This window comes from Rothia sp. P5764, from assembly GCF_048512965.1.
Taxonomy (GTDB): Bacteria; Actinomycetota; Actinomycetes; order Actinomycetales; family Micrococcaceae; genus Rothia.
On the sequence record NZ_JBLXXQ010000002.1, the window covers coordinates 301512 to 318929 of the forward strand.

At 57.0% G+C, this 17418-nt stretch carries 16 protein-coding genes and 1 riboswitch; of the genes, 2 read left to right on the forward strand and 14 right to left on the reverse strand.

Annotated features, from left to right (window positions below; translation table 11 throughout):
* The first annotated feature begins 65 nt into the window (after positions 1 to 65).
* Together ACN08Y_RS05020 and ACN08Y_RS05025 are read left to right on the forward strand one after the other, a co-directional pair.
* The gene (locus tag ACN08Y_RS05020) at positions 66 to 1355 is read left to right on the forward strand and encodes a DUF349 domain-containing protein (protein WP_419104538.1); all 1290 of its coding nucleotides are present in this window, start codon (positions 66 to 68) and stop codon (positions 1353 to 1355) included.
* Positions 1356 to 1508: 153 nt separating this feature from the next.
* A complete protein-coding gene (locus ACN08Y_RS05025) occupies positions 1509 to 2315 on the forward strand; it encodes a type IV toxin-antitoxin system AbiEi family antitoxin (protein WP_419112009.1) in 807 nt (268 codons plus the stop codon).
* A 25-nt stretch (positions 2316 to 2340) separates the two neighbouring features.
* Here the strand turns inward: ACN08Y_RS05025 and ACN08Y_RS05030 are convergent, their stop codons facing one another.
* The 14 genes from ACN08Y_RS05030 to thiO form a co-directional block, all read right to left on the reverse strand.
* Positions 2341 to 4728, reverse strand: a complete 2388-nt coding sequence (locus tag ACN08Y_RS05030; protein ID WP_419104540.1) for a RelA/SpoT family protein — start codon at positions 4726 to 4728, stop codon at positions 2341 to 2343.
* A gap of 196 nt (positions 4729 to 4924) precedes the next feature.
* Positions 4925 to 5992, reverse strand: a complete 1068-nt coding sequence (secF, locus tag ACN08Y_RS05035) for a protein translocase subunit SecF (protein ID WP_419112010.1) — start codon at positions 5990 to 5992, stop codon at positions 4925 to 4927.
* Entirely contained in the window at positions 5985 to 7706 is a 1722-nt protein-coding gene (gene secD / locus ACN08Y_RS05040) for a protein translocase subunit SecD (protein WP_419112011.1), read from the reverse strand. Before secD ends, secF begins: the two co-directional genes overlap by 8 nt.
* A gap of 89 nt (positions 7707 to 7795) precedes the next feature.
* Positions 7796 to 8146 (reverse strand): preprotein translocase subunit YajC, encoded by a 351-nt coding sequence (locus ACN08Y_RS05045; protein ID WP_419112012.1) that lies wholly within the window; start codon positions 8144 to 8146, stop codon positions 7796 to 7798.
* A 107-nt stretch (positions 8147 to 8253) separates the two neighbouring features.
* The gene (ruvB, locus tag ACN08Y_RS05050) at positions 8254 to 9291 is read right to left on the reverse strand and encodes a Holliday junction branch migration DNA helicase RuvB (RefSeq protein WP_419099631.1); all 1038 of its coding nucleotides are present in this window, start codon (positions 9289 to 9291) and stop codon (positions 8254 to 8256) included.
* A 45-nt stretch (positions 9292 to 9336) separates the two neighbouring features.
* Positions 9337 to 9954, reverse strand: coding sequence for a Holliday junction branch migration protein RuvA (gene ruvA / locus ACN08Y_RS05055; protein ID WP_419099630.1), 618 nt, complete (start codon positions 9952 to 9954; stop codon positions 9337 to 9339).
* Positions 9955 to 9996: 42 nt separating this feature from the next.
* A complete protein-coding gene (ruvC, locus tag ACN08Y_RS05060) occupies positions 9997 to 10698 on the reverse strand; it encodes a crossover junction endodeoxyribonuclease RuvC (RefSeq protein ID WP_419110387.1) in 702 nt (233 codons plus the stop codon).
* Positions 10699 to 10707: 9 nt separating this feature from the next.
* On the reverse strand, positions 10708 to 11466 hold the full coding sequence (locus tag ACN08Y_RS05065) for a YebC/PmpR family DNA-binding transcriptional regulator (RefSeq protein WP_419099628.1): 759 nt from the start codon (positions 11464 to 11466) through the stop codon (positions 10708 to 10710).
* Between the two features lie 135 nt (positions 11467 to 11601).
* On the reverse strand, positions 11602 to 12372 hold the full coding sequence (locus tag ACN08Y_RS05070) for a type 1 glutamine amidotransferase (protein WP_419112013.1): 771 nt from the start codon (positions 12370 to 12372) through the stop codon (positions 11602 to 11604).
* A complete protein-coding gene (locus ACN08Y_RS05075) occupies positions 12369 to 13670 on the reverse strand; it encodes a MurT ligase domain-containing protein (protein WP_419112056.1) in 1302 nt (433 codons plus the stop codon). Before ACN08Y_RS05075 ends, ACN08Y_RS05070 begins: the two co-directional genes overlap by 4 nt.
* Before the next feature lie 60 nt (positions 13671 to 13730).
* Entirely contained in the window at positions 13731 to 14912 is a 1182-nt protein-coding gene (locus ACN08Y_RS05080; protein ID WP_419112014.1) for a ThiF family adenylyltransferase, read from the reverse strand.
* Positions 14913 to 14921: 9 nt separating this feature from the next.
* Positions 14922 to 15737, reverse strand: coding sequence for a thiazole synthase (locus tag ACN08Y_RS05085; protein WP_419112015.1), 816 nt, complete (start codon positions 15735 to 15737; stop codon positions 14922 to 14924).
* A gap of 4 nt (positions 15738 to 15741) precedes the next feature.
* Positions 15742 to 15963: a sulfur carrier protein ThiS gene (thiS, locus tag ACN08Y_RS05090; RefSeq protein WP_419104547.1), complete on the reverse strand. Its 222-nt coding sequence runs from the start codon at positions 15961 to 15963 to the stop codon at positions 15742 to 15744.
* 51 nt (positions 15964 to 16014) lie between these two features.
* A complete protein-coding gene (thiO, locus tag ACN08Y_RS05095; RefSeq protein ID WP_419112016.1) occupies positions 16015 to 17259 on the reverse strand; it encodes a glycine oxidase ThiO in 1245 nt (414 codons plus the stop codon).
* Positions 17252 to 17366, reverse strand: a riboswitch (TPP riboswitch). It overlaps the preceding gene by 8 nt.
* Positions 17367 to 17418: the final 52 nt, after the last annotated feature.

The following is a 17418-nucleotide window of genomic DNA, read 5'->3' on the forward strand; positions in this document are numbered from 1 at the left end:
TGGTGCGCTTTTCATTACCTGACGGGCGCTGAGCCCACACTATTGACGCGAAAAGAGTTATAGCGGTGACTACACAATCCGACGACACTAACCTCCCTGTTGACCTTGAAAAGGCCCGCCAGTTTGGCCGCGTAGATGAAGACGGTCACGTTTTCGTCATCGTAGATGGCGAAGAATTTGCTGTTGGCCAGGTACCCGGCGCTTCAGCCGACGAGGCACTCGCCTACTTTGCTCGCAAATTTGAAAACTTTGAAGCACAGGTTGCTCTGCTTGAAGACCGCGTTGAGCGCAAAGCTAAGGCCGCTGATTTGCAGAAGGCTGCTGCCCACCTGGGCCAGCAGGTTGCTGCCCGCAACATGGTAGGTGACTACGCCGCCCTGCAGGAACGCCTTGTCCTTCTCGTTGGCAGAATTAATGAGCGCGAAGAAGCCGAAAAAGTAGAAGCCGCTGAAGCCCGCGAAGCCGCTCTAGCTGCCCGTGAAGCTATCGTGTCAGAAGCCGAAGCTATCGCTGACCAGGACGATTCCAAGATTCACTGGAAGAACTCCCACGCCCGTATGAACGAGTTGTTCGATGCCTGGAAGCAGACCCAGCGTGAACACCACCTGGCAAAAAGCGTTGAAGATGAGCTGTGGAAGCGTTTCCGCGCCGCCCGCACCACCTTTGACCGTCGCCGCCGCGCCCACTTCTCCCAGCTCGATGAGGTCAATGCCAAGGCCAAGCGGGTTAAGGAAGCTCTCATCGCTCAAGCTGAGGCACTTTCAACCTCCACCGACTGGGCCGCTACTGCTGCTAAGTACCGTGACCTCATGGACCAGTGGAAGGCAGCTCCCCGCGGTACCCGCAAGGAAGATGATGCTCTCTGGGCCCGTTTCCGTGCGGCTCAGGATATCTTCTTCGATGCACGCACAGCGGTTAACGCTGAGCTTGATAAGGAGTTTGAAGCTAACCTGCAGGCCAAGGAAGCATTGCTGGAAGAGGCAGGCACCATTCTTCCTGTCACCGACCTGCCTTCTGCCAAGAAAGCCCTCCAAGGAATTCTTGATCGCTGGGAGCAGATTGGCCGTGTCCCCCGCAACTCGGTTCGCCGTGTTGAGCAGGAACTGCGTAAGATCCAGGACGAAATTCACCGTGCTGAGAACGCTAAGTGGCAGAAGACTGACCCCGAGAAGCAGGCCCGTGCCAACTCCATGCTGACCCAGCTCGAAGATACCATTGCCGGCCTTGAAGCCGACCTGGCCAAGGCTGAAGCAACCGGTAACACCCAGAATATTAAAAAGGCGCAGGCCGCTTTGGATGCTCGCAAGCAGTGGCTAGAAACTCTGAGGGCTTCATCTGCTGAGTTCGGTGCCTAAAAAGCGCATAGGTTGTTTTACCTTGCATCATGTGACGTGAGGTCCCCGTCTACCCACCTGTAGACGGGGACTTTTCTGTGGATTTTGCCTGTTTTATCCACAGAATTATGTAGACGCCTGTTGGGGCCAGCTCCCAGCTGATAAAACTGTGCCATGACACATCGGCTCAACATTCTTGAAGAACTGCCCCTCCCAGTGGCTCCGGGTAAGAACCGCCCCCAATCGGCGATTGACTGTTTAGCGCACAGTGCTGAGTTTTTACCCACACGGGGCTCTAGCCCTGGCCTACCCAGCACAAAGATCTCGGTGGACGAGAGCGGCTACCTGATCACTGCCGAAAGACTCGGGCTAAGTACACCGGAATGGCAGAAATATCGGCAAGAACAAGGCCTCATCAACCTGCATCATGATATCTGGGTTAGCCCTGACCAACCGGTCACTCGGGCGCTCCGGGCTGAAAGCCTGGCCGCCGTGGCACCAGCAGACTACCTGTACCGAATCCGTTTTTCACGGTTAAGTGCGGCCTGGGTGCTAGGGTACACACCCCAGTTTCCGTCAGGGCGCATAGACATCGACTACAGCAGAGATAACCGGTGCAATCTGCCCCGGGCCTACCGAGCCCGTTTTGCTGCCCACCAGACCACCGTCATCCCCTATGACTGCATAACGATCGGGCCTATCCGTGTTACTAGCCCACTGCGCACAGCGGTAGACCTAGTCAGCTACCACGACCAAGTGGAGCACCTGGACGCGGTAAGGGCTATTCTTCGGGACCCGCAGAACACCGTAAGCCCTCAGCTTTTCCTTAAGGCCTTGGCCGACAAGCCAAACCTGCGCCGCAGTAGCTATCTAAGAGCCCAACACCTGGCCCAGCAGTGCCTCAAGGGAGGTACAAGCAGGCAGGATGAGCCTAATCGCTCTTACCCCCGAGTAGCAGGCAAGTCCAGCTGGCAAACCTAGAGCAGGTAGCCCCCGTGCAGGAACCCTAGTTTCCCTCTTGAACGGGGCGGGAGCCGGTAAGACGATAGGCCCTGAAAATGCCGTGAACATTACGAATCTGGTTAAGCAGATGCTCAAGCATAAAACGATCAGCCAGTTCCACCGTGTAGCGGTTAACCACAAAACGGTCATCACTGGTGTGAACCTTGGCGTCTACAATGTTGCACCCGGCCTCGGAGATAACTCGGATAGTGTCAGACAGTAGAGCCTTACGGTCAATGCCCTCCACCTGAATAGATACGCGGTACACCGAGTTACCATTAGCCGCCCACTCAACCGCCGTTTGTCGGGGATCATCCTGCTGGCTCAGGACATTCGGGCAGTCTACCCGGTGAACAGAAATACCGTGGAGTCGGGTCACGATACCGATGATTTCATCGGGCGGAACCGGTGTGCAACAGCGGGCAATTTTGGTCAAAATGCCCTCAGCACCCGGTACCACTACACCATTGTCGTCACCAACCGATCTACGTTCAGTGACCAGTGAAGTATCAAAGCTGCCCGGCTCAACCGCCTGGTGGGTTTCCTCTTCACCGTAGTAGAGGCCAACCAGCGAGGTAATAACAGCCTGGGTTTCGACTTCTCCCTCGCCCACTGAGTGGTAGAGGGTTGCAAGGTCATGCTTGTGTAGGTCCTGGGCTACCTGCAGCATCAGCTCCGGGGTCATCATCTTCGTCAGCGGTAGCTCATGCTGACGCATGGCACGGATAAGGCGCTCCCGGCCCCGGTTCACCGCCTCCAGACGGCGGCCCTTAGCGTAGTGCTGGCGGATTTTGGTGCGGGCCTTGCTGGTACGGACGAACTTGAGCCAGTCTTCACTGGGCTGGTGATTCTCGTCCTTGGTGGTCATAATTTCCACCGATGAGGCCGTCTCAAGCTGGGTGTGCAAGGGTACCAGCTTACCGTTGACCTTAGCGCCAATGGTACGGTCGCCCACCTCAGTGTGGATGGCATAGGCAAAATCAACGGGGGTGGAACCTGAGGGTAAGCTAATTGGCTTGCCCTTCGGAGTCAGAACAACAATCTCGTCAGTTTCCAGAGTCTCGGCTAGCTGTTCATAGAACTGTGCAGATTCCGGGTTGGAGCTAGAGATCTCGGAGATGCTTTGAAGAATACCGATGCTGAAAGCCGCGGTGTTGCTCCCGGCTTCCTTGGGGTGGGACTGTGCGTCAATCATCTCACCGCGTGATGCGGCCTTATAACGCCAGTGGGCCGCTACACCGTACTCGGCCTCCTCGTGCATCTTAAAGGTACGGATCTGGATTTCAAGAGGCAGATCACCAGGACCGTTTACCGTCATATGCAGAGACTGGTAGTGGTTGTGCTTGGGCTGCTTAATGTAATCCTTGAAACGGCCCGGCACAGCTGTCCACAGCGACATAACGTGCCCCAGCGCCGTGTAGCACTCGTCCACAGACTCAACCATCACGCGAACGGCCAAGATATCGTTAATCTCGTCGAAGCTCTTGCCCTTGGTCTTCATCTTCTGATGAATGGAGTAGTAGTGCTTGGGGCGGCCTGTGACGGTAGCCTCAATGCCAACCTGCTTGAGCCGGTCTTCGATAGTGATACGGGCTTGGACCAGATATTTTTCGAGCTTGGGGGTTCGCTCCCCCACCATACGAACAATTTCGCTGTAAATATCCGGGCTCATGGCCGCAAAAGACAGGTCTTCGAGCTCCCATTTGATGGTGTTCAGGCCGAGCCGATGGGCCAAGGGAGCGTAGATTTGCAATGTCTCTTCAGCTTTTTTGGCGGCTGATGCGCTAGAGACAAAGCGCCAGGTTCTGGCGTTGTGCAGCCGGTCTGCCAGCTTGATGAGCAGAACGCGAATATCCTTGCTCATGGAAAGCACCAATTTGCGGATTGTTTCAATCGGGGCGTTCTCACCGTAGGAAACCTTATCGAGTTTCGTGACACCATCAACCAGGTAGGCTACCTCTTCGCCAAAGTCCTCTGTCAGTTGTTGGTGCGTATATTCGGTGTCCTCAACAGTATCGTGTAGCAAGCCTGCTACGAGTACCGGCCCGGTTGCACCGATCTCAGCCAGAATGGTGGTGACGGCAACGGGGTGAGTGATATAGGGATCGCCGCTCTTACGTTTCTGCCCGCGATGGTAATGGTTAGCGACCTGAAAAGCCCGTTGGAGTACCTCAAGGTCCTCCTCCGGGTGATTTTTCTTAACGGTACGAATTACAGGTGCAAGCACCGGCGAGAAACGCGGGGCATTCTCGGGGCCGTGAACTCTATCGCTCCCAAAGACAAGACGGGTGGGAACGCGACCCGAGGCAGACATCACACGATGGGAGCCGCGAACAGGTTTCTTAGCGTGCCCTGCGGGTACCTTTTGGCTACCTTCTTCAGACCGGCTCATATGGAACACTCCCCTTAAAACTTTATTCTGCGTGTGTGGGTCTATTTTAGTTGAAAAGCTGGGCCTAATGTGGTCAAGGACGCTCATGTTCCGCAGGTAGGTAGTCGGTCAAACTATTTTATCTGTTAAGACAGTGGGGTCGGGTAGAAATACATCTACCCGACCCCTAGCCAAGTTTACTGCTCTGCCCCCTGAGCTACTTGAGATTAATGTGCTGAACAGAGATCAGTACAGGGTCCACTTCTTCTGCAGCCTGGGCATTCTCCTCTTCCTGCGTAATCTCACCAGCGCCTACCTTGGCAACCAAGGGATCGTGCTCCTTGACTGACTTCTCGCGCAACCGCAGAGCGGCGTAGGCTGGGGCTGCCACAAAGAGCGTTCCGGCGGTACCGACGATAATGCCGATAAAGAGCGCCAAGGACAAATCCTTCAGGGTACCAGCGCCTAGAAGGAGCGCACCGATAAAGAGAATCGAGCCCACCGGCAGGATACCCACGATGGAGGTATTGATAGAACGAACCAGAGTTTGGTTGACAGCAAGGTTGAGCTGCTCGCCAAAGGTTGTGTCCTGGCCTTGATCAAGGTTAGCGGTATTCTCACGAATCTTGTCGAAAACCACTACCGTGTCATACAGCGAGTAGCTCAAAACGGTCAAGAAGCCAATGATTGCACTCGGAGTGATCTCGAACCCAATCAAAGCGTAAAGGCCAACAGAGGTAATGATGGTGAAGAGCAAACCCGCAATAGCCGATAGGGACATCTTCCAAGTACGGAAATAGAGAGCCATACCTACCATGACCAGTCCAATGAACCATGCCAGACCCACAAGGGCCTGCCTGGTAACGCCCTCACCCCAGGTGGGGCCCACAAACGATGAGGTCACCTTGTCACTACCTACACCGTAGGCTTTTTGCAGAGCCTGGCCAACTGCTAAAGTTTCGTCGTCAGTGAGCTCACCCATCTGAGCTCGAATAGTGCCATCGGCAATGTTGGTAACGCGCACATCACTAGCTTCGGGGGCGGCCTGGGCGATAGCCTGCTCACCTACAGCAATATCGGTGTTCTGGGTTTGGGAGACAGTAAATTCAGAACCGCCCCGGAACTCGATACCCAGGTTAAAACCGCCACGGATAAACGGGACGAGAGCGGCCGCTACAGTCATCAAAAGAGCTATGGTCAGTAAGCGCTTACGCAGAGCTACGAAGCCGAACGACCGGCGCCCTGAGTGAAGATCATTGCCAAACTGAGCCAGTACATTAGCCACGATTGGCCTCCTCGTTCTTGGGTGACTCTGCTTCTTCCGAAGTGTTTTCCTGTTCCTGCTTTTCAGCGGCCAAGCGTTCGAGTCGCTTGCGCTCAGCTAGGCTGAGACGTTCTTGGTTTTCCTGGACGGTACGGACGCGTCCGGCACCACGGTAAAGCGGAGTTGAGCCCAGAGCCACAGGGTCCATGCCCGAGAAACGCCCGCCCCTAGCAAAGTAGTCCTTACGCCCCAGCAGAACCATCACCGGGTGGATAAAGAGGAAAGTGATGATCAGGTCCGAAACGGCGGTAAGACCGAGGGTAAAGGCAAAGCCTCGCACGTTACCCACTGACGCGAAGTAGAGAACCACAGCGGCAAGGAGGTTGACCGCCTTAGAAGCCATAATCGTCCGTTTCGCCCTGTGCCAGCCATGATCAATGGCCGCTGGGATCGTTCGACCCGTCCGAATCTCATCGCGGATACGCTCAAAGTAAACGATGAAAGAGTCAGCCATCAGGCCAATAGATACGATCAGACCGGCTACACCTGCCAAGGAGAGGCGGTAATTCATCACGTAACCCAGCAGAACGATAACACCGTAGGACAGTAAACCCGCCACCAAGATTGAGGTGATATTGACTAGGCCAACCAGACGGTACTGGAAAAGCGAATAGACAAAAACCAAGAGCAGGCCGATCAGGCCGGCGATCAGACCCATCTTGAGTTGTTCAGCACCCAGGGTAGCCGAAATCTGCTGCTCCGACTGAATGGTGAAGCTGATGGGCAGCGCCCCATATTTAAGCTGTTCAGCAAGGTTCTTTGCAGTTTCCTCAGTGAAGTTACCGGTAATCTGCGGCTTACCATCAGAGATCACGGCCTGGGTTACAGGTGAGGACAGAACCTGCCCGTCAAGCATAATTGCGAACCGTGCCCGTGCATCAGAAGGGTTGGCACCACGAATAGCATTCAGGCGGGTGGTGACGTTCTTAAAAGTTTCGGTAGCAGCGGGGTCAAAGACAATGTTTACCCCCCATTGACCGGTCGAGATTCCGGTGGAGTTTGTGACCGGCGAATAGCTAGCGGTCTCAATATCGGTACCGTTAATTTCGATGGGACCCAGAATATATTTCTCTGTCCCATCGGTAGAACAGGCAACAATAGCCGCCCGGGGATCCTGAGTGGAAGTATCAACATGAGCCGGAAGGGTGCAGTCCAGAGCCTCATACTGCCGCCAAAGTTCAGAAGTTACCCAATTAGTATCCGAACCATCAGCAGGTTCAGCCGTGGGCTTGGGCAGGGCATCTTCTGCAAGAGCCTTATCAGCGGCAACAGCTTCCGCTGGTCCTGCGCTGATGACCGCACGGAAGCTCATCTGGGCTGATGTCTGTATCAGGTTGCGTGTCTCCGAGCTCAGGGTTCCGGGAACGGATACCACAACATTCTGCCCTGACTGGGTGGTAATCTCGGCTTCAGCAACACCAGAACCATCCACACGCTGGCGGATAATCTCAACGGCCTGATCAAGCTGTTCCGCCGTAATGGTACCGCCCTCAGCGTCATTAACCTGGGGTGCCAAAATAAGCTGGGTGCCGCCGGACAGATCAAGTGCAAGTTTAGGTAACCAGCTACCGCCCGATGATGTGGTGCTGAAAATACCACCGGCAACGATAAGCAAGACAAGCGCCATGGAAGCAAGTGCTCCCCTAGCCTTGGCTACGGTGGCTGTCTTAGCCATGAATGCCTCTTCTTTTCTACAAAATAGTGACTGAAAGGTGAAAAGGCGCGCCACCGTGGACAGATGGCGCACCTTTGAAGTGTGATTAGTTAGTTGGCCGGGTCATCGGCAACCTGACCCTCAAGTGTGGGTTTGGTTTGCGCTGCTGATTCCTCGGCGGGCTTGTTGCTCTCCTCAATGGTCGTTACAGTCATCAGGTGAACTTTAACGACGGTGCCGGGAGCGATTTCCAGGTAAGCAACGTTTTGCTCACGATCCAGGGAATCAAGGGTGCCAAAAAGACCGAAATTGGTCATTACCTTAGTGCCGGGAACCATGGTTTCCTGCCGCTCTTTAAGCTGTTGCTGAGCCTTTTTAGCTCGGCGGGCCGGAAGCACGATAAGAATAATCATCATCAGGCCAAGGAGCAGGAACATAAACAGGGGTGAACCGCTTTCCACTGGTGTCCTCTTATCTTTGGGATAGGGTCAAGAAACTAAATTCCTATTCTATGCCAGAAAGCTGAGTTAGGACCCAACGACAGGGCCAGCACTCCCTATTTTCGTCACTAGGGAAGTTCAGGAGGCTCCAGGCCCAGGTGTTCCCAAGCAAGCGGTAGTGCCACACGCCCCCTGGGGGTCCGACCTATGAGGCCTTCTCGCACAAGATAGGGTTCAGCAACGGTTTCCACGGTTTCGGTTTCTTCACCTACTGCAATTGCCAGGGTGGAAAGCCCCACCGGACCACCACCGAATTTGGTTATCAGCGCTGTCAGAACAGCCCGATCGAGCCGGTCAAGGCCACGCTCATCGACCTCATACATATTGAGGGCGGTAGCTGCTGCGGCAGCGTCTATGCGCTGGATGCCGTGAACCAGAGCCCAGTCCCGCACTCGACGCAAGAGACGGTTAGCGATACGGGGTGTACCGCGTGAACGGCCAGCAATTTCGGCAAAGCCCTCGGAAGAAATATTGAGCTCCATGAGCCCTGCTGACCGTCGGATAACGCTTTCCAGCTCAGCAACAGAGTAGAACTCAAGGTGACCGGTGAACCCAAAACGGTCACGGAGCGGACCGGGTAGTAGACCAGCGCGCGTGGTAGCCCCCACCAGGGTAAAGGGCGGCAACTCAAGCGGGATAGAGGTAGCGCCAGCGCCCTTGCCCACCACAATATCGACCCTAAAATCTTCCATAGCCATATAGAGCATTTCCTCAGCGGGCCTACTCATACGGTGAATTTCATCCAAGAAGAGAACTTCACCGGGAGTCAGGGACGAAAGAATAGCAGCCAGATCACCCGAATGTTGTATAGCCGGGCCGCTGGTAATTCTGAGCGGGGCATCCATCTCGGCTGCAATAATCATAGCCAGTGTTGTCTTACCCAAACCGGGAGGGCCAGAGAGCAAGACATGGTCTGCTGAGCGGCCACGCAATTTTGAGGCTTCCAGAACGAGCGAAAGCTGTTGACGCACCCGGTGCTGACCCACAAAATCATCAAGTGATTTGGGGCGCAGGGCGGCCTCAATCATCTTCTCTTCTGGCTCTTCGTCCATAGAGACCAGGCGGCCTCCGGGGGCAGGCCCGTCTGCGTTGGGAAATTGACTCATGCTTTTTCTGGCTTCTTAAATTCGAGGGGAAGGCAACAAGAAATTCTAGCGGCCGGTTGTGCTCTGGTTGCCCAGGGAAGCAAGCACGGAGCGGAGGGCTTGGGCAAGGCCCATAGTCTCGGCCTTAGGGTTATGTTCGATAAAGGACTCGATAGCAGCTGCGGCATCCTTTTCATTCCAGCCCAGGCTGGTCAGGGCATCTTGTACCTGGGGTTTCCAGCTAACGCCCTGGTTGATGGGTAGCTGATCGCTGGCACCATCGGCGAGGATTAGCTTACCTGCCAGCTCTAGCACAACACGTCGCGCCCCCTTGGGGCCGATACCGGGCACCCTGGTAAAGGCCTTATCGTCACCGGTAGCAACAGCCCGTTCAACCTCGGCAGGAGTGTGTACACCCAACACGGCCAAGGCAATACGGGGGCCAATACCCGAAACCGAGAGCATCATGTCAAAGACCTCACGCTCAGCGGCCTCAGCAAAACCGTAGAGAGTCATAGAATCTTCGCGCACAATCATGGTGGTAAGCACGGTAGCCTGCTCCCCCAGCCGTAGATGGGAGGCAGTTCGGGCGGTTAAGTGCACAAGCATGCCAAAGCCATTGACATCAATAACGGCAGTATCGAGGCCCAGGTGGGTTACCGTACCTGTGAGAGAGCTAATCATAGAAACAGTCTATTCGAATATATGTACTAAAACAAGGTGGGTTTATGAGCGCCGAGCACGCGACTCAGCTTCTAACCATGCCTTTTGGGCAGGCGTTAGCTGCCCAGAAAGCCGGGAGGCAGCAGGCTGGGATCCCTGGTGGGTTTGGGTTTTGGCGGCCATATTAATGCCCGAACCAATGCTACCCCCACGCCAGCCGTGACAAATCGCGAGGGCTAGAGCATCGGCGGCATCGGCAGGTTTGGGCATGGTGTCAAGGCCCAAAATTCTTGTGACCATTCTGCCCACAGAGGCCTTGTCGGCCCGGCCTGAACCTGTCACAGCGGCCTTAACCTCGGAGGGCGTATGGAAATGCACCGGTACCCCGCGCGCCGCAGCCGCCACTATCACCACACCAGAGGCATGAGCGGTACCGATAACGGTATTCACTTGCTCCTGCGCAAACACACGTTCAATGGCCAGAGCGTCGGGCTGGTAGGTATCGAGCCATTCTTCCGCTGCCCGAAAAATCTTAAGAATGCGCTGGTCAAGACTTTCGGCCGCGGCCGTTCCGGACACCCCCACCTTGACAAAGTGAGCCTGCCGGTTGGCCGTCATATCAATCAGGCCAAAACCGCACCGGGTCAAGCCCGGATCCACACCTAAAATACGGGCAGCGCCCGGAACCCGCTGCACAGCGGTTTCCGGGCGCCGGGTTGAGGTGCTGGCAGGTACAAGCCTGCCGGTTGGTACACCCTTGACCATTGCTAGGTTTTACTCAGCTTCCAGCTCGGCCATAACAGCCTCGTTGATATCGGCGTTGGAGTAGACGTTCTGAACGTCATCAAGTTCTTCAACGGCATCGGCCAGCTTAAGGAACTTCTTGGCGCCCTCGGCGTCCAGATCCACATTCATGGTGGGGCGGAAGACGGGGTCATCATTGTTGTATTCCAGCTCAGCATCAACCAGAGCCTTACGGATAGCAGGCAGGTCAGTTGCCTCGGAGACAACGGTGAAAACGTCGCCCTCGTCGATAACTTCCTCAGCACCGGCATCGAGAACAGCCATCAGCACGTCGTCCTCGGTCAGGCCGTCAGTCTTGGCGACTTCAACAACGCCCTTGCGCTCAAAGAGGAAGGCTACAGAGCCGGAGTCTGCCATGGTGCCTCCGTTGCGGGTAACAGCTGTACGAACTTCTGCCGCGGCGCGGTTGCGGTTATCGGTCAGACACTCAATGTAGAGAGCGGTGCCCTGGGGGCCGCGAGCCTCGTACATGATTTCGGTGTAGTCAATGGCTTCACCGGTCAGGCCGGCACCGCGCTTGATTGCGCGCTCGACGTTATCGTTGGGAACAGAGTTCTTCTTAGCCTTTGAAACAGCCAGATCAAGGGCGGGGTTACCGGCCGGGTCGGGGCCACCCATGCGCGCAGCAACTTCAATTGCCTTGATGTACTTGGCAAAGGCCTTGGCGCGCTTGGCGTCAATAGCGGCTTTCTTGTGCTTGGTTGTGGCCCATTTGGAATGACCTGACATGATTCTCCTTGTGCTTTTGAAGTTCCCGGCTATGCGGGCACCTTTTGACGCGTTCTATTCTAGCGATTTCGGCTCTGCTTCGCAGAACCCTCAGCATGGGCCCTGTCTTCGGGTCCCGGTTTAGCCCCCGAGCCCTTAACGAGGGCGAGCAATCGCGGAGGCTCGAGCCTGCTCAATCAGGCTGTCGTCAATGTCTACCGGTACGAATTCACCGTATTTTTTGAGCGCGGCCTGCTTGATTAAGAAATCCGAGATAGCGGGGTTCTTAGGCAGGAGGGAGCCGTGCAGATAGGTTCCCACTACGTTATGGACACGAGCGCCCTCCCCTGTATCGGACTTGTTGTTGCCGTCTCCCTTGGTAACGGTAGCCAGTGGTTTGGTATCACCGTTCAGGTAGGTCAGACCCGAGTGATTCTCAAAGCCAACAAGGGTTCCGAACTCAGCTGATTCCTCGACAATATTTCCGATCAGGCGTTCCTCACTGCCCACGGTGTGAGCATCGAAGACACCGATACCCTGTAGCCTCTGACCGCTGACAGTTTTAAAGTCTTGACCGAAAAGCTGATAGAGCCCACAAATGACCAGCATGGGGGTGCCATCAGCCGCGAGCTGGCGCAGAGTCTCAGCACGGGCCAGCAAATCGTCCTGGATACGGGACTGGCCTGAGTCCTGCCCGCCACCACCTAGGAAGATGTCGCCGTCCTTAGGGAACGGGTCACCGGGATTGTAGTCCACAACTTCAACGGAGAAACCGTGGGCCTTGGCACGCCGAGACAGAGACAGAGTATTACCCCAGTCACCGTAGATGTTCATGTCACGCGGGTAGAGCTGAACAATCTTCAGGTGTTTTTCACTTGCTAGATCAGCAGAGGCTTCGTGGCCGGGCTGGTTCTGGAGCTGGCTCATGAAATGGCCTCCACATCGGTAATCTTGGCTAGTTCTTTTCGGATCGCCAGCATGGCGGTGTAAGTGCAGAAGATGCGCATGGGGCGGCCCTGGGACCGAGTAATGAAGGTAGCCAGTGCCTGCTCCAGGTCTTCGTTAACAGCTTCTACAGGAACCTCGTCATGTTCAAGGCGCAGGGCCATATCGTAGGCTCGCACGCCTGAAACCATGCTGACCCCACCATTTATCAGTGAGTGGAAGTCGACGTCCCAGAGCCAGGACACATCGCGCCCATCGGCGTAGGCATCGTTAATGGTGATCATGGTTGAGTAGTCCCGGGCGTCGGCCGAGGCCAGTGATAGGCGGAAGCCGCTGGGGTTCTTGACCAGTAGAAGCTGGAGGGTTTGGCCCTTAACGGTCAGGGTTTCACCGCGACCAAAGGCAGGGGTGATATGTTCAAGCTCAGCCAGTAGCTGATCGGTCTTGAGCTTCTCCCCCATCACTGCGCGGGTCAGCGCTATAGCGGCGGCAGCGTTAAAGATGTTGTAGACACCGTAGAGGTTGATGGTGCCCTGCACTTCCTGACCGTCAAGGTCAAAGGTTGCCTGGGTACCCTTAAAGTCTTTGAGAGTGACCGCGGCTGCGGGCCTTTGAGGCCGGCTAACCACCTGAGCCTTACCGTCCGGGCCAAGACGCATCTGATCATCTGAGGGGAAGAGCACACGGAGCTTATCGGAAAGACCGAAGTAGCTGGTCTTGGTGCCTTCAAGCAGGTTCTCTGCTAGGGAGAGAATGCGCGGGTCTTCGCGGTTGAGAACTACAGTGCCGGTGGTAGCGCCCGCAACGCTGGACAGCATGCGGCGGGTGGTATCGATTTCACCAAAGCGGTCAAGCTGGTCGCGCAGAACATTCAGCAAGAGCGAGTAGCGGGGCTTGACCATGCGCACAAAGTGAACGGCGTGAGCCTCATCAAGTTCAAGAACAGCGATGTCGGCATCAAGCTTGCCGGTCAGGCTCATCTCACCTAGCAGGGCCGCAGCAACACCGCGCACAAAGTTAGACCCGGTCCGGTTGGTGAAAACTTTTAGACCCTGAGACTCTAGCAGTTGGACCACCATCTTGGTGGTGGTGGTTTTGCCGTTGGTGCCCGAGACAACAACGACGCCGTGCGGAAGTTTAGCGAGTTCTTGGGCCACAAAATTTGGGTGGAGCTTTTCCATGACCAGGCCGGGGAAAGCTGAACCGCCCCCGCGTAACTTAGTTGCATAACGAATGCCTTGGCCAACAAGGCGTACTACAGGTCGTGACATGCTCTCTATCTTACTGGTTTGCTCCACGCTAGCCAGCCAGGCCCACGCCCACCGCCTTTCCTGCTGGTTTTAGAAAGGTTTCCAGCCCCCGGTCAGTGAGTAGATCTTTTGGTTCGGGGTGCTAGCGAGAATAGCTTGGACCGCACGAGCTGACCGGCTACCGGCGGCACAGTAAACCACAAGCGGCAGCTCTGAGGGGTTGTCCATAAGTTCGCCCAGTGTGCTGCCCTTGCTCAGCTCTGCTAGAAGCTGGTCAAGAGGCAGATGCTGATCGTGTTCGTAGTGGCCGCCCCGGCGTTCGTCCGGACTGCGAACATCAAGTAGCTGGTAACGCTCCCGGTTCAGCCGCAGGTCCTCGTAGCTGATGGAGGGTACCTGCTGGCTATCCTGCTCACTCGAATAGCGCTGAATCTCTGCGAGCGCCGTCTTGAGGTTTCGGGTGGGTTGGCGGTTGGGGTCGGGGGTGATGGTCAGGGTTCTGGTGGTTGCTGTTCGTGCGTCGAAGAGCCAGAGTGTGCCCAGTAGTGGTTGGGGTAGGCCGGTGATGAGTTTGATGGCTTCGGTGGCCATGATGGAGCCGACTGTTCCGCAGAGGGATCCGAGTACTCCGCCTGCGGCGCAGGTGGGGACGGATTGGGGGTGGGGCATGTCGGGGTAGAGGTCGCGCAGGCTCCAGCCTTGTCTTGGGTGGCTGTTGAGGTAGCGGGGTGCGGACCAGAAGACGGTGGCTTGGGCTGTGTATTGGGAGAGGGTGCCCCAGATGAGGGGTTTGCCGAGTATTTCGCAGGTGTCAGCTACCAGGTAGCGGGTGGCGAAGTTGTCTGAGCCGTCGATGATGAGGTCGTAGGAGGCGAGCAGGTTTTCGATGTTGTGGGGTGTGAGGTAGAAGGGGTGGGCTGTGGCCTTGATGGAGGGGTTGAGGGCTTGGACTTGTTCGACGGCGGATATGGCTTTGTTTTTTCCGGCGTTTTGCCAGCGGTGGATGATTTGGCGTTGGAGGTTGGATTCTTCGATGGTGTCTCCGTCGATGATGTCCAGGTGGCCTATTCCTGCGGCGGCGAGGTAGAGGGCCAGTGGTGAGCCGAGCCCTCCTGCTCCGATGATCAGGACGCGGGCGGCGGCGAGGCGGCCTTGGCCGGTTTCTCCGATGCCGGGCAGGCTGGTGTGCCGTGCACCGATGCGGGTTTGGAGTTCGCTCAGGTGCGGGAGGGGTTCAACCAGCGGTGCTAGGGGTGGTAGTTCTTGACTCATGCTCTGCCTTTAGCTCTGGTGGGTGAGGTCCTGGGCGGTGGGGATGCCCTGTAAGATGCGCCCTTGCATGGGTGATGAGGCTTGGGCGTGGTGTCGTTTGGGGATGCGGCCGGCCTGCCGTGCCAGGTAGCCGGCTTGGACGGCGTGGCGCATGGCCTGTGCCATGGCGACTGGGTCTTGGGCGCGGGTGACTGCTGAGGCCAGCAGGACGGCGCTGCATCCGAGTTCCATGGCGAGCGCGGATTCTGAGGCTGTGCCGATTCCGGCATCGAGGATGACGGGTAGCTCGGTCTGCTCTGCGATCATTTGGATGTTGTGGGGGTTGAGGATTCCTAGGCCAGTGCCGATGGGTGCGCCTAGGGGCATGATGGCGCTTGCGCCGGCGCGTTCGAGTTGGCGTGCCACGATGGGGTCATCGTTGGTGTAGGCGAAGACGGTGAAGCCGCGTGAGGCGAGCTGTTCGGTGGCCTCGAGTAGTTCGAGGGTGTCGGGGAGCAGGGTGGTTTCGTCGGCTATGACTTCGAGTTTGACCCAGTTGGTTTCAAGTGCTTCTCTGCCGAGTTCTGCGGTGAGGGTGGCGTCTCTGGCGGTGTAGCAACCGGCTGTGTTGGGCAGGATTTTGATGCCCTTGCGTTGGATGATGGAGAAGAGTGATTCGCTGGTGGTGGGTGTGTAGCGGCGTAGGGCTACGGTGGTGAGTTCGGTACCCGATGCGGTGAGGGCTTCTTCCAGGTTGGTCAGGGAGGTGATTCCGCCTGTTCCCATGATGAGCCGGGAGTTGAGTCTTACTCCGTCGATGATGAGCTGGTCCTTGATGCCGGTCATGGTACTAGCCTCCTTGGACTGCGGTGATGACTTCGAGTGTGTCGCCCTCGGCTAGCGGTGTGTCTTGCCAGGTGCTTCGGGGTATGACGGTTTGGTTGCGGGCTATGGCGATTCCTCGGCGGGTGTCTTCTTGGGCTAGTGAGCTGCCGTGGAGGTGTTCGACGGCGGTGAGCACGGTTGCTGTTTCGGGGAGGGTGGTGGGTTGGCCGTTGAGCAGGATGTTCACGGGTGTGCCTTTCGGTTTGAGGGCAGGGGCGGGTTTAGCAGAGTGTCAGGGTTAGAGAGTATCGGGTTGAGCGAACCTGTAGGGGTTGCAGGTAGCTAGGTCTGCCAGGTCTTGTTCTGTGGTCTGGCCGGTGAGCTGGCGGGTGATGAGCTGGGCGGCCCAGGGGGCCAGGAGGATTCCGTGGCGGAAGAAGCCGGTGGCTAGCAGAGCGCCGGTGATTGGCTGGCCCCGGTGGGTGAGCTGGCCGATGAGGGGGATGTCATCGGGGGTTCCCGGTCGGGCGCGCGCTGTGGCCTCGTGTATTTCGAGTTCGCTCAGGGCGGGCACGAGTTCGTGGGCGTCGCGCAGGAGCTGGTAGATCCCCCCTGCGCTCAGTCCGGTTTGCTGGTCTTCTCGCATGGTGGCTCCTAGGACCAGGGTGTTGTCCTTGCGCGGAACCAGGTAGACGGGGTTGCCCCGGACAACCCCTCGGATGGTCCGGGTGAGGAAGGGCCGTTGGTGGGGCGGGACCGTTAGGCGCAGAATATCGCCGTGGACGGGCCTCAGCGGCAGACTTTCTAGCGAGTCCGGGCCGTGCAGTTGGGTTGCGGCAAGCCCGTTGGCAACTACCACTTGGGTGCTGGCCATGCTCCCTTGGTCCCCATCGGCATCAGCCCAGCTCACACCGGTAACCGTACCGTCTTCTAGGATGATGCCCTGCGCACTTGCACGAATAACCCTTCCCGCAAGCTCTTGGTCAAGGGCACGCATCAGGCGGCGTGGGTCTATCTGGTGGTCTTGGGCTATGGCAACGGCTCCGGCTAGCGAGGGGCTGAGGACGGGTTCACGGCGGCGAGCAGCTCGGGCTCCGATGGGCTCTGGTGTGAGCCCCAGTTCTTGCTGGTAGGTGGCAAGTTCAGTCAGGTGCTGGGCATCGGCCCGGTCAAAGGCCAGCACAAGGGTTTCGGTGGGCCTCCACCCGACGCTCTGGCCGCTAGTGGCCTCTAACCTAGCGACAAATTCGGGGTAGAGCTGGGCGGAGGTACGCATCAGCGGGAGCAGGGCCTCTTGGCGGTACTGCACTTCTGAGATAGAAGCGAGCATTCCGGCGGCGGCAAAGGAGGCACCGCTACCCGGGTGCGGGTCTAACACAATGGGTTGCCGTCCGGCCTGGAGCAAATGCCAGGCTGTACTGAGCCCGATGACTCCCCCACCGATAAGGACGATGTCGGCCTGCTCGGGTGGTGTCGCTTCAGGGTCTTGCCCCGAAGAACCTATCCCTGGTTCCTTCTGGCAGTTGAGCAGGGTACTGGACATGGTGAACAGATCCTTCCGGCGGCATGACCCGCATCAAGTTGACGGTCGGCTTTCGCCCTCTCAGCGCGCTTTGGGCACAGGTGCCGCACGCTCCCGTATGTTCTGCCCCTAGTATAGGAAGTAACAGTGTCTGAAAAAAATAGATACGTGACTCGGGAG